Origin of the sequence: Cellulomonas sp. Root137, from assembly GCF_001426725.1 — a bacterium.
Taxonomy (GTDB): domain Bacteria; phylum Actinomycetota; class Actinomycetes; order Actinomycetales; family Cellulomonadaceae; genus Cellulomonas.
Genome location: NZ_LMFG01000001.1, coordinates 789,778 through 804,601 on the forward strand (window position 1 = coordinate 789,778; position 14,824 = coordinate 804,601).

Here is a 14,824-nt window from a genome sequence, read left to right on the forward strand (position 1 = left end):
TCCACAAGGGCGTGCGCCGAGGCTTGTCGGGGTCCTTCGCGCGCTACCTACGGTGCCGTAGCCTACGCTGACGTAGGTTTCGAGACTGATCCCGGCGCGGCCCCCGCCGCAGCACCCGCGAAGGAGAACCGCGTGGTCCCGAACGGCCCCCTGACCGACGACGGCCTCGTGCAGCTGCTGACCCCCGCGGGTCACCGCACGGCTCACCCCGACTACGACCCCCGCATCGCGCACCTCGACGCCGACGCCCTGCGCGCGCTGTACCGCGACATGGTGCTGGTGCGCCGGTTCGACAACGAGTCGACGTCCCTGCAGCGCCAGGGCGAGCTGGCCCTGTACGCGCAGTGCCTCGGCCAGGAGGCCGCGCAGATCGGCTCCGGCCGCGCGCTCCTGCCGCAGGACCAGGTGTTCCCCAGCTACCGCGAGCACGGAGTCGCGTACACGCGCGGAGTCGACCTGGCGGACGTGCTGCGCCTGTTCCGCGGCATCGACCACGGCGGCTGGGACCCGACGGCGTACGGGTTCCACCTGTACACGCTGGTCATCGGCTCACACACGCTGCACGCCACCGGCTACGCGATGGGCCTGCAGCGAGACGGGGCGGTCGGCACCGGCGACCCGGCGCGGGACTCCGCGGTCGTCACGTACTTCGGCGACGGCTCGACCTCGCAGGGCGACGTGAACGAGGCGCTCGTCTTCGCCGCGGTGAACAACGCTCCGGTCGTGTTCTTCTGCCAGAACAACCAGTGGGCCATCTCCGAGCCCACCAGCCGGCAGTCGCGCGTCCCGCTGGCCGACCGCGGGCCCGGCTTCGGCATCCCGAGCGTCCGGGTGGACGGCAACGACGTGCTCGCCACCTACGCGGTCACGGCGGAGGCGCTCGAGCGGGCGCGGTCCGGCGGCGGGCCGACGTTCATCGAGGCGTTCACCTACCGGATGGGCGCGCACACCACCTCCGACGACCCGAGCCGCTACCGCTCGGCCGCCGAGGAGGAGTACTGGCGTCAGCGCGACCCGATCGACCGGCTCAGGCTGCACCTGGAGGACCGCGGCGAGCTGCCGCAGGACTTCCTCGACGGGCTCGCGGCCGAGGGCGACGCGCTCGGTGAGCGCATCCGGACCGCGGTGCGCGGCATGGGCCGTCCCTCGGCCGCGTCGATGTTCGAGCACGTGTACGCGACGCCTCACTCGGTCGTCGAGTCCGAGCGCCAGTGGTTCGAGGCGTACGAGGCCACGTTCCTGGAGGGCGAGGGGAGCCACCGATGACGACCATCACGTTCGCCAAGGCGATCAACCTCGGCCTGCGCAAGGCGCTCGAGCAGAGCCCCAAGGTGCTCCTCATGGGCGAGGACATCGGGGCGCTCGGCGGGGTGTTCCGCGTGACCGACGGGCTGCAGAAGGACTTCGGGCAGGAGCGCGTCGTCGACACCCCGCTCGCGGAGTCGGGCATCGTCGGCACCGCGATCGGCCTGGCGCTGCGGGGCTACCGCCCGGTGTGCGAGATCCAGTTCGACGGGTTCATCTTCCCGGCGTTCGACCAGATCACGACGCAGCTGGCCAAGATGCACTACCGGTCGCAGGGCCGCCTGAGCCTCCCGGTCGTCATCCGCGTCCCCTACGGCGGCGGCATCGGCGCGGTCGAGCACCACAGCGAGTCGCCCGAGGCGCTGTTCGCGCACACGGCCGGCCTGCGCGTGATCAGCCCGTCCAGCCCGGCCGACGCCTTCGCGATGATCCAGCAGGCGATCGCGTCGCCGGACCCGGTCCTGTTCTTCGAGCCCAAGGGTCGCTACTGGGAGAAGGGCGACGTCGACCTGGACGCCGCCATCGGCGCCCCGCACCCGGCGCTCGACACGGCCAGGGTGCTGCGCGAGGGGACCGACCTCACGCTCGTCGCCTACGGCCCGACCGTGCAGACGGCGCTCAAGGCCGCCGAGACCGCCGCCGCGGAGGGCACGAGCGTCGAGGTCGTCGACCTTCGCACCCTGTCCCCGCTGGACACCGCGACGGTCGCGGCCTCGGTCAAGCGGACCGGCCGCTGCGTCGTCGTGCACGAGGCCCCGGTGCTCTACGGCACCGGCGCCGAGGTGGCCGCGCGCATCACCGAGGAGTGCTTCTACCACCTCGAGGCCCCCGTGCTGCGGGTCGGCGGCTTCCACACTCCCTACCCGGTGGCCAAGATCGAGCACGACTACCTGCCCGGGCTCGACCGCGTCCTGGACGCGGTCGACCGCTCGCTGGCCTTCTGAGGAGACACCCCGTGCCGACCTACCAGCAGTTCCCGCTCCCCGACGCCGGCGAGGGCCTGACCGAGGCCGAGATCGTCGCGTGGCACGTGGCCGTCGGCGACACGGTCGAGGTCAACCAGACCATCGTGGAGATCGAGACCGCGAAGTCGCTGGTCGACCTGCCGAGCCCCTGGGCCGGGGTGGTCACGCAGCTGCTGGTCCAGCCGGGGCAGACGGTGGACGTGGGGACACCCATCATCGAGGTCGACACGGACCCGACGGGTGCGGCACCGGTCGAGGAGGCGCCCCCCTCGCCCGTGGCGGCTCCCAAGGGCGGCGCGATCGAGCACGGGCACCGCGGCGGCGGAAACCGGCACGCGGGAGTCGAGCCCGGCGGGTCCGACGAGATCGAGGCAGCACGCCCGGCGCGCGCGCCCGAGAAGGAGCCGGAGCCTGCCCGCGAGGCCGTGCTCGTCGGCTACGGACTGGCCGAGACCAGCACCACCCGGCGGGACCGGACCCCCGACGGGACGCCGGCTGCCGCCACCCCCTCGCAGCGAGAGGCCACCCGGCACGCGCTGGCCAAGCCGCCCGTCCGCAAGCTCGCGCGCGAGCTCGGGGTGGACCTGGACTCGGTCTCGCCGACCGGCCCCGGCGGCATCGTCACGCGTGAGGACGTGCTGGGCCGCGCGGCCCAGGCCGAGGCGCGGACGCTGGCCACCTATCCCGGCGACGACGCGCCCTGGCTGGCCAGCGGCACGGTCTCCTCGGACGGCCGCCAGACGCGCGTCCCGGTGAAGTCGGTGCGCAAGCGGACCGCCGAGGCCATGGTGACCAGCGCGTTCACCGCCCCGCACGTCACGGTCTTCCACACCGTCGACGTCACCAAGACGATGAAGCTGGTCGAGCGCCTGCGCGCCGACCGGGAGTTCTCCGACGTCCGGGTGACCCCGCTGCTCATCGCCGCGAAGGCCCTGATGCTCGCCGTGCGCCGGCACCCGGACGTCAACGCCAGCTGGGACGACGCGTCGCAGGAGATCGTCTACAAGCACTACATCAACCTCGGCATCGCGGCGTCGACCCCGCGCGGGCTCGTCGTCCCCAACATCAAGGACGCGCACCGGCTCGGCCTCAAGGAGCTGGCGACTGCGCTGGCGGAGCTCACCGCGACCGCCCGCTCGGGGAGGACGACTCCCGCCGACATGTCCGACGGCACGATCACGATCACCAACGTCGGGGTGTTCGGCATCGATACGGGCACGCCGATCCTCAACCCGGGGGAGGCGGCGATCCTCGCGTTCGGCGCCATCCGGGAGCAGCCGTGGGTGCACAAGGGGAAGATCAAGATCCGCCACGTCACGCAGCTGGCCCTGAGCGTCGACCACCGGCTGGTGGACGGCGCGCTCGGCTCGCAGGTCCTGGCCGACGTCGCGCGCGTGCTGCACGACCCGTCGCACGGGCTCGTGTGGGGCTGAGCCGCGCTCGCCGTGTGACACTCGCGGGATGACCCGCACCCTCACCGCGCACGACGACCTCGAGCTCCACCGGGTCGGCTACGAGCGCGGTGACGTCCTGCGGCGCACCCCTCTGGGGCCGGTCGCGCACAGCTACCGGGTCGACACGGCCAGCCCGTTGGTGGCCGACGGCCTGGTCCGGGTGGACGAGGTCGACGGCGACGGCGTGCGGTTCCTCGACACCAACCTGGTCCCGCTGACCGTCCGCGACCTGCGCCGGTTCCGGATCCTGGTGAAGGTGGCCGACGCCGTCCGGTCCGCTCCGGGTGCGGTGCCACCGTCGGCAGAGTCGGTCCCGTCGTCCCCGGACCTCGTGGACCTGCGCGACGACGCCCTCGACAACGGGCTGCTCGACGGAGTCGACTTCACGGTGGGCAGCGGTCCGGCCGGCGATGAGTGCATCACCTTCGACGGCAGGCCCGACGGGTTCGTCGTCGGCTACCGGGACGGCGGATCCGCCAGCACCCTGTTCGCGTCGCGGTCGTTCGCGCAGGCGCGGGCGGTGTTCCTCGACGAGGCGTGCTGGCTCGGCGCCGAGCGGGGCCGCGGACCGTACGTGGGCCGCGACCAGGCCGTCGGCACCGAGGGCTGGACCTCCGCGCAGGTGGTGGCGGCGTACGAGCGCCGGCTTCTCGAGGGAGTCTGAGCCCGGACTGCACACCTGGGGGTCGAGCCGCGTTCTAGGGGGGTACGCCCATCCGCACGCTGCTCCCGGAGGACCCCATGAACGCCAGCACCACCCGCACCCGACGCCTCGTCGCCGTCGGAGCCGTCGCCGCCGGTCTGTGCGTCGCCGGCACCGGCGTCGCCACGGCAGCCGCGCCGACCTCGGCCCTGTCGCGGTCCGTGACTGAGATCCTGCAGTCGGCCGGCGTCGACTGGTCGACGATGCCCGACGGGTACACGCCGGAGCAGTACGAGGCGTTCTGGGGGGCGGGGTACACGTCCGAGAACGTCGAGGAGCTCGGCGCGCTCTGGAACCTGGACACCACCGGGACCAAGGCGCGGGCGGGCCAGCTGCTCCTCGACGGTCAGCCGGTGCCGGTCGCGCCGGGCGGCGGCGAGTCGACCCCGACGGTCGAGATCACCGGCGCTCAGCTCGATGCGCTCTTCGGCGCCGGGTACACCGGCGAGGACGTCGAGGCGCTCGCCGAGCTCTGGCACAGCGAGTTCAGCGAGACCAAGGCGCGCGCGGGTCAGATGATCCTCGACGGGCAGACTCCTCCCGTGGCCCCGAGCGGGACCCCCGCCACCTCCTGACCCCCGACCTGTGCGAGGAGACGTCGTGGACGAGCTGTCGCTGCGGACCGGCTTCGAGATCGAGCTGCTGGCACCCGTCGGGTCCGACCGGCAGGTGCTGGCCGACGACCTCGCCGCGCGCTGCGGCGGCCGTGTGCGGCGGTCCTTCCACGCCGACAGCGAGCCGTCGACGGTGCCGGGTGTCGGGGTCTTCCGGCACCTGTCCCCGGCGTTCGACGTGGTCGACGCCGACGGTCGTCCCGTGGCACGGCTCGTCGACGACATCACCATCGAGGCCGATCTGCCCCCGGTGCCCGGAACCTCCGGGCACCGGGGCTGGTACCGGGTCCTGTGCGACGACGCCCGGCTGTTGCGCCTGATCGAGCGGCACGCGGACCCCGACGCACCCCTGCGGACCGTGCTGGACCCGGTGGCGGAGCTGTTCGGGGTGCGGGCCGAGGTCGTCGGCTCGGCGGTGCGCGTCGACGACACCCGCGGTGCCACCGTCGCCGTCGCGATGCCGTTGCCGGCGGGCCGGGAGCGACCGTGCGAGATCATCACGCCGCCGCTCACCACCGACCACGCACGCGCGCTCGAGCGGCTGCTCGGACCGGCACGCGAGCTCGGCTTCACGGTCCCGCAGGAGGCCGCCGTGCACCTGCACCTCGACGGGGCACCGTTCCGCAGGCCGGAGACGTTCGCCAACCTCGTCCGGCTGTTCGGCCACCGGCGCGAGGCGCTGTGGGCGGCCCTGGACACCAACCCCGCCTGCCGGCGGCTGGCGCCGCTGCCCGACGCGTTGCTCGATCTCGTCGAGCAGCCGGGGTTCACCGTCGCGTCGGCGCGTCCGACCGGCCTCACCAAGTACGCCGACGTGAACCTCACCCAGCTCGTCACCGACCGCCCGCTGCGCGACACCGTGGAGGTGCGGATCCTGCCCGGTGCCATCGACGGATCCGCGATCGTGCGCCGCGCGGCTCTGGTGGAGGCCCTGCTCGCCCGGTGCCTCGACCCGCGGCCCCTGCCCCGGGGCGCACTGCTGGACGACCTGGTCGGGGTCGACCGATGAGCGTCGACAGCGCCGCGATCCCGATCGTGGAGCCCGCGCTGGACGACCTCGTGCGCGTCCATCTGGCCGGGCTGCTCCGGTACGCGACGGTCCTGACCGGGGACGGGCACACCGCGGCGGACCTGGTGCAGGAGGTGCTCCTGCGCGCCCATGTGCGCTGGACCCGGATCGCCCTGCTGGAGCGGCCCGACCTGTACCTGCGCCGGATGGTCACCAACGAGCACCTGTCCTGGCGCCGGCGCTGGCACGTGCGGACCATCCGGCCGGCCGCGGACGAGGTCCTCGCCGCCCACGCCGACGCGCACTCCGACCACGCCGACGACGTCGTGCACCAGGACGCCATGTGGCGACATCTCGAGGCGCTGCCGCCCCGCCAGCGCGCCGTGCTGGTGCTCCGGTACTACGAGGGCCTCAGCGACGCGGAGATCTCCCAGGTGCTGGGTACCTCGCCCGCCACCGTCCGGTCGCACGCCTCCCGGGCGCTGGCGACCCTGCGCGACACCGACCTCTCGACCCGACCGGAGCACTGATGAACGAGCACCCCCCGCTGGACGACGACGAGCTGATCGCGCGGATCACCCGTGCGCTGCACTCGCGCGAGGCCCAGCAGCCCGATCCTGCGGTCGTCGCGGCACGGCTCCGGGCCGAGCTCGCCAACCCGCCGGAGGCGACGGTGACCACCCTCCGGCGCCGCGGCGGCAAGCTCGTCGCCGCGGGCGTCGTCACGTCGGCGCTGGCCGTCGCCGGAGCGGGTGCGGCGGCGGCCGCCAACCCGTACTCGGACGCCGCACGCCGGTTCGAGGACGTCGTGCAGTCGGTGGGGATCGACTGGTCGGCGATGCCGGCCGGCTACACCCGGGAGCAGTACGAGGCGTTCTGGGGTGCCGGGTACACCACCGAGGACGTCACGGCGCTCGAGGAGCTGTGGCACACGGACACCACCGAGACGAAGGCGCGGGCCGGTCAGCTGCTCCTGGACGGCGACGCGCCCCCCGTGGCACCCGGCCGTGTCGCGCTCCCCGAGCAGGACGAGGTGGACGCCTTCTGGTCCGCCGGCTACACGATCGACGATGTCGAGACGCTCAGCGAGCTGTGGCACACCGACGCGTTCGAGACGAAGGCGCGTGCGGGCCGCCTCATCCTCGACGGACAGCCGCCCCCGCTGGACTGATCGGCGCACGCCGGCGTTCCACGACGATCGCCGCGACGCCCAGGACGATCGCGCCGACCTCCGAGATGGCCGACAGCCAGACCGGCAGGCCCACCCAGCGCTCGTGCACCCCGAAGAACCCGCTGGGTGTCGTCGAGATGATGAACGCCGTCAGCGTGGCGACGCCGAACCCCACTGCGCCGAGCAGCGGGAGCCAGTGCCGCCAGATGATCACCAGGACCGCGATCACCAGGCCGCCGACGCCGTTGAGCAGGAACGCCGGGCCGACGACGTCGACGGCCTTCATCCCGTCCTGCCACAGGTAGAGGTGGACGACCGCCGACACCGCGACGCAGATCGCCGTGAGCACCCGCAGGACCATGGCTCAGGCCTTCCCCGCGAGGACCGCGCCGTCGCTCACGTGCACGTCGACCGCGGGCAGTGGCTTGTCGGCCGGGCCGGAGACGTTGGCGCCGGTCAGGTCGTAGATCGAGCCGTGGCACGGGCACGCGAGCTCCTCGCCGTCGACCGCGACCGTGCAGCCCTGGTGGGTGCAGACGGCCGACAGGCCGATCACCGTGCCGGCCTCGGGCTGCACGAGGAAGATCGGCTTGCCGTCGGCGTCGGTCGCGGAGATCGCACCGCCCACCGGGATGTCCGACACCTGCGCCAGCGCGCCCCCGCTCGCCGCGGACGAGCCGCCCGACGGGGTGTCGGTGCTGCCGCCGCAGGCCGCCAGGACGCCCGCCGCGGCGACGCCCATGGTCACGACGCCGGCCCGGACGAGCACCTCCCGGCGGTCGAGGCAGCCGTCACAGGCGTGCGTGCTGGGCGGTGCTGCGGGAAGCTCGCTCGTCGACCGGGACATCTCCACCTCCGTGGGACATGGTGCTCGGGACCGTCACCAGTGTCACGATGCCGAGGCCGCCCAGGTTCAGCGATCCCGCCACCAGTTCTCAGGAGCGCGGGCTCTTCGCCTCCGCGCGATCGACCGCCGCCTCGTCGGCGACGATCCCGGCGACCCCGCCGACAGCGGTCGCGGCGGCGGCGGGCTGCGGCTGCGCGGCGGCCGCGGCGTCGTCGTCGAACCGCCCCTGGATGCCGGACACGTTGCGCAGCGGGAGCTCGGGGAGCAGAACCGTGAGGACCACGCCGAACGCCATGATGATGGCGGCCAGCAGCAGGACGGTGTCCACCGACTGCGCGAAGCCGTCGAGGAACGGCTGCGCCAGGCGCGGGTCGAGGTTGTTGATGAACGACGAGTCGTCCAGCGACGGCACCGTCCCGCCCCCCTGCAGCATCGACAGCACCGGCGCGTTCGCCGGGTCCGCCTGCACCGCGGGATCGGCGACGGCGGCCTGGAACTCGGGGGTCGCCGACGCGGTCCGGAACGCCGACGCGATGTTGCCGCCCACGGTCGAGAAGAGCACCGACAGGAACACGGCGGTGCCCAGGGTGCCGCCCATCTGGCGGAAGAAGAGCGACGACGAGGTGGCGACGCCCATGTCCCGGACGGGCACCGCGTTCTGCACCGCGAGCACCAGCGGCTGCATCGTGAGCCCCAGCCCGAGCCCGAACACGATGGACACCGCGAACACGTAGGGCAGGCCCGTGTCGGCCCCGAGGCGCGAGAACAGCAGGGCGCCGATGCCCATGAGGATCGTGCCGATCACCGGGAAGATCTTGTAGCGACCGGTCCGGGAGGTCATCTGGCCCGCGACGATCGAGCCGGTCATGATCCCGAGCGTGAACGGGATGAGCGTCAGGCCGGCCTCGGTGGGCGACTGGCCCTTGACGATCTGCAGGTACAGGGGGAGCGTCGCCAGGCCGCCGAACATGCCCAGGCCGATCACGGTGTTCGCGCCCGCGCCCACGGAGAACGTGCGGTTCCGGAACAGGTACAGCGGGAGGATCGCGTCCGCCTTGGCGTACCGCTCGGCCAGGATGAACGAGACGACGCCGATCACGCCGATCACGTAGCAGGCGATCGACCGGGGGGAGTCCCAGCCCCAGATGCGGCCCTGCTCGGCGACCACCAGCAGCGGGACCAGGGCCACCACGAGCGCGATGGCGCCGGGGTAGTCGATCCTGTGGTCGACGCGCTTCAGCGGCGGCAGGTGCAGCACGCGCGAGATGACGAGGATCGCGATGATCCCGATGGGCACGTTGATGAGGAAGACCCAGCGCCAGCCCTCCACCCCGAGGATCGTGTCGGCGCCCGCGAAGAACCCGCCGACCACCGGCCCGAGCACCGACGACGTGCCGAACACCGCGAGGAAGTAGGCCTGGTAGCGGGCGCGCTCCCGGGGCGCGACGAGGTCGCCGAGGATCGTGATCGCCAGCGCCATGAGGCCGCCCGCGCCGAGTCCCTGGATGCCCCGGTACGCCGCCAGCTGGTACATCGAGTCGGCCGTGCCCGACAGCAGGGAGCCGACGACGAAGATCGAGATCGAGATCATGTACAGCGGCTTGCGGCCGTAGATGTCGGAGAGCTTGCCGTACAGCGGCGTCGAGATCGTGGCGGTCAGCAGGTAGGCCGTGGTCACCCACGCCTGCAGGGACAGGCCGTGAAGGTCGTCGCCGATGGTCCGGATCGACGTCGCGACGATGGTCTGGTCGAGCGCGGCGAGGAACATGCCGAGCATCAGGCCGCCGAGGATCGTGAGGATCTCGCGGTGGGTCGGCGGCGTGAAGGTGGCCGACGCGGCGTCGGTGGGGGCGGTGCTCTGCTGCGACATCGGACCTTCTCGCGGATTGATTGCGCAGGACAACTATCCTGCGACGTGTCGCAACAACGGGCCACCCGAGATGTGTTCCCGTCAGATAATCGCTTCGCACCGGGGACGCCCGCCACGGCGGCCGCTACCGTGTCGGGATGCCTGCGCCCGCGACCGGTCCGCTGCGCCTCGTGCGCGCCGGGGTGGTCGCCGCCGTCACCGTCGCGCTGGGCGCCCTGGCGCACGTGCTCGCCGGTGGGACCCTGCCGCCGTCGGTCGTGCTGGTCACCCTGACCGCCGTCGCGCTCGCGGCCGCCGTCGTCCTGACCGCCCGCCGGCTCGGTCCCGTCGGCGCCGTCGCACTGCTCGGGGTCGGGCAGCTCGCGGTGCACTCGTCGTTCAGCCTGTTCACCACCGTGGCGTGCCTGCCCGGTCCGGCGTCGCTGCAGGGGCACGTGCACCACCCCGGCATGGTCATGGCGACACAGGCATCGTGCACGCCTGCGGACGTCACGCTCGCGCAGCCCCTGCTCGGCGCTCCCGCGATGCTCGTCCTGCACGTGGCCGCGTCCGTCGCCGCCGCCCTGGTCCTCGTCGGGGCCGACCGCGCGCTCTGGTGGCTCGCCGCCTGGCTGAGCCCGCTGCTCGGCACGACGGAGCGGGCGGTCGTCGTCCCGCGCGCCTCGCTGCCGACGCCCGTCGAGGTCCCCTGGTCCGGGTACGCCTGGTGGCGCGACGCCGTCCCGCTGCGCGGCCCACCCGCGTGGCAGTCGCCCGTGGTCCCCCCGCGCTGACCGGTCGTCGAGGGGCCGCGCGCGTGCGCCTGCCCACCCTCGTCACCACCCCAGGGATCCGTCATGCCATCGCTGTCCCCTGCCCGCCTCGGCGTCGTCGCCGTCGCCGGGCTCGCCCTCGCCCTCCTGCCCGCCGCCGCAGCCTCCTCGCACGTCCGGGTCGTCCCCGAGCAGACCGCTGCTGGAGGATGGACCGTGCTCACCTTCCGCGTCCCCAACGAGTCGGAGACCGCCGCGACCTCGCAGGTCACGGTCGACCTCCCGACGGCCACGCCGCTCCTGTCGGTCTCCACCAAGCCCGTGCCGGGGTGGACCGCGTCCGTGGAGACCGCCCCGCTGCCCGAGCCCGTCGACTTCTACGGCACCGAGCTGACGGAGGCCCCGTCCCGCGTGGTGTGGACCGCGGAGCCCGGTGCCGAGATCGCCGACGGCCAGTTCCAGGAGTTCGAGGTGTCCGCGGGGCCGCTGCCCGACGCGGGGACGCGGCTGGTCCTCCCGGCGCACCAGACCTACACCGACGGCACGGTCGTGGACTGGGACGACGTCGCCGACGAGGGCGCGGACGAGCCGGAGCACCCGGCGCCGGTGCTGACCACCACCGACGGGTCGGGTGCGCAGGGCGTCGTGGTCGAGGCCGCCGCCGCGTCCGACGCCGCGTCGCCGGGGTCCTCGGAGCCCGACACGCTCGCCCGCGTGCTCGGCGGGGTCGGCCTCGCGCTCGGCGTCGTCGCCCTGGTGGTCGCGGTGCTCGGTCGACGTCAGCGTGGCGACGCGTGAGGCGGGGGCTCGCCGCGCTCGTCGGCCTCGTCCTCGCGCTGGCCGCCGTGGTCCTCGCGGCGCCGGCGGCGCAGGCGCACAACGCGCTGCAGAGCACCGACCCGGCGGAGGGGTCGACCGTCCCGGTGATGCCGGAGACGGTGACGCTGACGTTCAACGAGCCGGCCCTGTTCGTCGGCACCGAGATCATGGTGCACACGGTCGACGAGACCATGGTGAACATCGGCCCGCCGGTCCTCGTCGACAACACCGTCAGCCAGGCCGTCACCGGGGAGCTCCCTGCCGGCGAGTACACGGTGATCTACCGGGTCACGTCCGCCGACGGGCACCCGATCGAGGGTCAGTTCCGGTTCACCGCGGCGGAGGCCACGTCGTACGGCGTCGCGACGCCGGCGCCCACGATGACCGCGTCCCCGACGCCGACCAGCTCCGCCGAGGTGCAGGCCGGCGAGTCCGCCGCGCCGACCGCGTCGCCCACCGCCTCCGCGCCACCCGCACCGGAGAGTCGCGTCTCCGGGGGGGTCCTCGTCGGGGTCGCCGGTGCGCTGGCGGTGGCGGGCGGTGTCGCCGCGTTGCTGCTGCTGCGGCGGCGCGAGTCGGCGGACCCGTCGTCGCCGGACGCGCCGCCGGGCTCGTCGTCGGAGTGACCGACGGCATGTCCGGAGGGCCTGCGCGGCGACCTACGCTGGTGCGATGACTGCGCCGGTGACGAGCGCCGGCCGCGCGGGTGCCGGTGGGCCGGGGGTCGACGAGCGTCGGCCTCCGAGCCCCTGGCGCGTCGCCGCCCTCGTGCTCGCCGCCGTCGCGGCCGCCCTGCTCGGCGTCGCGTTCTCCGGTGCCGCGCTGCCCGCCCTGCTCCGCGACCCCGGTGCGGCGGTCCGCTGGGGCCTGCCCGCCACGGAGGTGCTCACCGAGCTCGCCGGGTCCGTGACGCTCGGTGCGCTCGTGCTCGCCGTGTGCGTGCTGCCGCGTCGTGCCGAGGTGGCGTCGACCCGGGCGGCCCGGACCGGAGTCGGCACGGCGGACGGGCGGGCCTACCCGCGCAGCACGCTCCTGGCCGGCTTCGCGGCCGGGGTCTGGACGGTCCTGTCGATCGCGCACCTCGTCCTCACGTACGCGAGCGTCGCCGGCCGGACCCTCGACTCGGCCACGTTCGGCGCCGAGCTCGGCGTCTTCGTCACGCAGATCGACCTCGGGCGCACCCTCCTGCTGATCACCACCGTCGCGGCCGTGGTCACCGCCCTCGCGCTCGTCGTCGCGACGCCCACCGGCGCAGCCTGGACCGCGGCGCTCGTGCTGGTCGCGCTCTGGCAGCAGGCGCAGCTCGGGCACGCCGCCGGGGCCTCCGGGCACGACATCGCGACGTCGTCGATGGTGGTGCACCTCGTCGGCGCGGCGATCTGGATCGGGGCCCTCACCGCGCTCGCCCTGCTGGTCCGGCGAGTCGGCACCGACCTGTCCGCGTCCGTCGCGCGGTACTCGGCCATCGCGGGTTGGTGCTTCGCCGCGGTCGCGGTGTCGGGGCTGGTCAACGGGCTGCTGCGGACCAACGGCTGGGCCGACCTGACCAGCTCGTACGGCATCCTCCTGCTCGCCAAGGTCGCCCTGTTCGGCGTGCTCGGTCTGCTCGGTCTGGCGCACCGGCGGTCCGTCCTCCCCCGGCTGGCGACGCGCACGAGCGACTGGCTGTTCTGGCGTCTCGTGCTCGTCGAGCTCACCGTCATGGGGGCCGTCTCCGGGGTGGCCGTCGCGCTCGGGGAGACCGCACCGCCGGTGTCCGAGGAGCCGCCGCTCGACCAGTCCCCGGCCTATCAGCTCACCGGCCACCCGCTGCCGCCGGTCCTGTCGGGTGCTCGCTGGCTCACCGAGTGGCGGTGGGACCTCGTCCTCGCGTCCGCGGCGGTCGCCGGCCTGATCGTCTACTGGCGCTGGGTCCTCCGGCTGCGCCGGCGTGGCGACTCCTGGTCCCTGCTGCGCGCCGCGTCGTGGACGGTCGGCATGGTCCTGTTCTTCTGGGCCACCAACGGCGGACCCGCGCTCTACGGGCACGTCCTGTTCAGCGCGCACATGGTCCAGCACATGGTGCTCGCGATGGTCGTCCCCCTGTTCCTCGCCCTGTCCGCACCCATCACGCTGGCCCTGCGGGCGCTCCCCGTGCGGTCCACGCAGCTGCGCGACGACGCCTCCCGCGGTCCGCGCGAGTGGATCCTCACACTCGTCGACAGCCACGTCGGCCACTTCCTCGCGCACCCCGTCGTGGCCGCCGTGAACTTCATCGGGTCGATGCTGCTCTTCTACTACTCCGGCCTGTTCGAGTGGTCGCTGCGCAGCCCCGTCGGCCACCTCGCGATGGTCGTGCACTTCACCGCCGCCGGGTATCTGTTCGTCAACGCCCTCGTCGGCATCGACCCCGGCCCGCGCCGCCTGGCCTACCCGCAGCGCCTCCTGCTCCTGTTCGCGACGATGGTGTTCCACGCCTTCTTCGGCGTCACCCTCGTGACCGGCGACGTGCTGCTGGTCGCCGACTGGTTCGGTCTCATGGGCCGGCCCTGGGGCGCGTCCGCGATCGCCGACCAGCAGGCCGGCGGCGCGATCACCTGGGGGATCGGGGAGATCCCGACGCTCGCCCTCGCGATCGGCGTCGCGATCGCCTGGTCCCGCGACGACGACCGCACCGCCCGCCGCCGCGACCGGCAGGTCGACCGCGACGGTGACCGCGAGATGGACGAGTACAACGCGATGCTCGCCCAGCTGGCCGACCGCGACGCGCACCCGCCCGCCTGAGGTCGTGGGTCAGCCACATCCGGGTTGGTCGGGGTTCTCGTTGCAGTCCTGGGCGACCAGGTGCGACCTCCGTTCGACGACCTCGAACGGCGCCGTCACGCTCGTCGTCTCGGCCGTGCCGACGACGTCGCGCCACTCGTCGTCGCCGTCCACGCGGTAGCGACCGGACCAGGTGGTCGTCAGGCTGATCGTCGCGGCAGTGGCCGGTTGCGCGTAGACGTGGAAGACGTCGAAGTCCGGGTAGGCGTGACCGGGGCTGTCGGTGGTCAGGCGCCTGGCGTCGTCACCGAAGTCCCACGTGTACTGGGTCGGGGTGGCGATCACGTCGATGCCGTAGCCGAACAGGTCCGTGCGGAACGTCTGCTCGGCGGGGTCGGTGAGGACGATCGTCTCCTTGTTGACCAGCACCCAGCCGCGGTCGGGCTGCATCTGGATGACCTGCGGGGTGAGGGGGAGACGGCGGAAGTCCTCGGCGGTAAAGGTGGGGACGGCATCCTCCGGACACGACCAGCCGGTAGTAAACGTCCAAGGCCCCCACGGCGCTGCCTCAGT

Annotated in this window: 16 protein-coding genes; 12 read left to right on the plus strand and 4 right to left on the minus strand. The window is 73.3% G+C overall.

All coding sequences use genetic code 11. The annotated features are described in order from the left end of the window. Positions 1-132 precede the first annotated feature (132 nt). The 8 genes from pdhA to ASD18_RS03770 all read left to right on the plus strand — a co-directional run bounded on the left by pdhA (position 133) and on the right by ASD18_RS03770 (position 7,221). The gene (pdhA, locus tag ASD18_RS03735) at positions 133-1,266 is read left to right on the plus strand and encodes a pyruvate dehydrogenase (acetyl-transferring) E1 component subunit alpha (RefSeq protein WP_056086836.1); all 1,134 of its coding nucleotides are present in this window, start codon (positions 133-135) and stop codon (positions 1,264-1,266) included. Beyond that, positions 1,263-2,249, plus strand: coding sequence for an alpha-ketoacid dehydrogenase subunit beta (locus ASD18_RS03740; RefSeq protein ID WP_056086839.1), 987 nt, complete (start codon positions 1,263-1,265; stop codon positions 2,247-2,249). The genes pdhA and ASD18_RS03740 overlap by 4 nt, the downstream gene beginning before the upstream one ends. 11 nt (positions 2,250-2,260) lie before the next feature. Next, complete coding sequence (locus ASD18_RS03745) at positions 2,261-3,703, plus strand: dihydrolipoamide acetyltransferase family protein (RefSeq protein ID WP_056086842.1); 1,443 nt, start codon at positions 2,261-2,263, stop codon at positions 3,701-3,703. Positions 3,704-3,731: 28 nt separating this feature from the next. Then, on the plus strand, positions 3,732-4,388 hold the full coding sequence (locus ASD18_RS03750; RefSeq protein WP_056086845.1) for a hypothetical protein: 657 nt from the start codon (positions 3,732-3,734) through the stop codon (positions 4,386-4,388). Between the two features lie 77 nt (positions 4,389-4,465). Beyond that, on the plus strand, positions 4,466-5,002 hold the full coding sequence (locus tag ASD18_RS03755) for a hypothetical protein (RefSeq protein WP_056086849.1): 537 nt from the start codon (positions 4,466-4,468) through the stop codon (positions 5,000-5,002). Between the two features lie 25 nt (positions 5,003-5,027). After that, positions 5,028-6,050, plus strand: a complete 1,023-nt coding sequence (locus tag ASD18_RS03760) for an amidoligase family protein (RefSeq protein WP_082573501.1) — start codon at positions 5,028-5,030, stop codon at positions 6,048-6,050. Then, a complete protein-coding gene (locus ASD18_RS03765) occupies positions 6,047-6,580 on the plus strand; it encodes an RNA polymerase sigma factor (RefSeq protein ID WP_056086855.1) in 534 nt (177 codons plus the stop codon). The genes ASD18_RS03760 and ASD18_RS03765 overlap by 4 nt, the downstream gene beginning before the upstream one ends. Then, positions 6,580-7,221: a hypothetical protein gene (locus ASD18_RS03770; protein ID WP_056086858.1), complete on the plus strand. Its 642-nt coding sequence runs from the start codon at positions 6,580-6,582 to the stop codon at positions 7,219-7,221. The genes ASD18_RS03765 and ASD18_RS03770 overlap by 1 nt, the downstream gene beginning before the upstream one ends. Here the strand turns inward: ASD18_RS03770 and ASD18_RS03775 are convergent. The 3 genes from ASD18_RS03775 to ASD18_RS03785 form a co-directional block, all read right to left on the minus strand. Next, positions 7,187-7,582 carry a hypothetical protein gene (locus ASD18_RS03775; RefSeq protein ID WP_156387876.1) on the minus strand — a complete coding sequence of 132 codons (396 nt, stop codon included), beginning with the start codon at positions 7,580-7,582 and terminating at the stop codon, positions 7,187-7,189. The genes ASD18_RS03770 and ASD18_RS03775 overlap by 35 nt on opposite strands. A 3-nt stretch (positions 7,583-7,585) precedes the next feature. Then, on the minus strand, positions 7,586-8,068 hold the full coding sequence (locus ASD18_RS03780; protein ID WP_082573503.1) for a ubiquinol-cytochrome c reductase iron-sulfur subunit: 483 nt from the start codon (positions 8,066-8,068) through the stop codon (positions 7,586-7,588). A gap of 88 nt (positions 8,069-8,156) precedes the next feature. Continuing rightward, on the minus strand, positions 8,157-9,938 hold the full coding sequence (locus ASD18_RS03785) for an MDR family MFS transporter (RefSeq protein ID WP_056086861.1): 1,782 nt from the start codon (positions 9,936-9,938) through the stop codon (positions 8,157-8,159). A 137-nt stretch (positions 9,939-10,075) separates the two neighbouring features. Here ASD18_RS03785 and ASD18_RS03790 point away from each other — a divergent pair, with 137 nt between their 5' ends. The 4 genes from ASD18_RS03790 (at position 10,076) to ASD18_RS03805 (ending at position 14,272) form a co-directional block, all read left to right on the plus strand. After that, on the plus strand, positions 10,076-10,711 hold the full coding sequence (locus ASD18_RS03790; RefSeq protein ID WP_056086864.1) for a hypothetical protein: 636 nt from the start codon (positions 10,076-10,078) through the stop codon (positions 10,709-10,711). Between the two features lie 63 nt (positions 10,712-10,774). Continuing rightward, positions 10,775-11,488 (plus strand): YcnI family protein, encoded by a 714-nt coding sequence (locus tag ASD18_RS03795; protein ID WP_056086866.1) that lies wholly within the window; start codon positions 10,775-10,777, stop codon positions 11,486-11,488. Beyond that, complete coding sequence (locus tag ASD18_RS03800; protein WP_056086869.1) at positions 11,485-12,135, plus strand: copper resistance CopC family protein; 651 nt, start codon at positions 11,485-11,487, stop codon at positions 12,133-12,135. Before ASD18_RS03795 ends, ASD18_RS03800 begins: the two co-directional genes overlap by 4 nt. Before the next feature lie 46 nt (positions 12,136-12,181). Beyond that, the gene (locus ASD18_RS03805; RefSeq protein ID WP_082573505.1) at positions 12,182-14,272 is read left to right on the plus strand and encodes a cytochrome c oxidase assembly protein; all 2,091 of its coding nucleotides are present in this window, start codon (positions 12,182-12,184) and stop codon (positions 14,270-14,272) included. A 9-nt stretch (positions 14,273-14,281) separates the two neighbouring features. Here the strand turns inward: ASD18_RS03805 and ASD18_RS03810 are convergent, their stop codons facing one another. Continuing rightward, positions 14,282-14,701, minus strand: coding sequence for a hypothetical protein (locus ASD18_RS03810; RefSeq protein WP_156387877.1), 420 nt, complete (start codon positions 14,699-14,701; stop codon positions 14,282-14,284). Positions 14,702-14,824 lie beyond the last annotated feature (123 nt).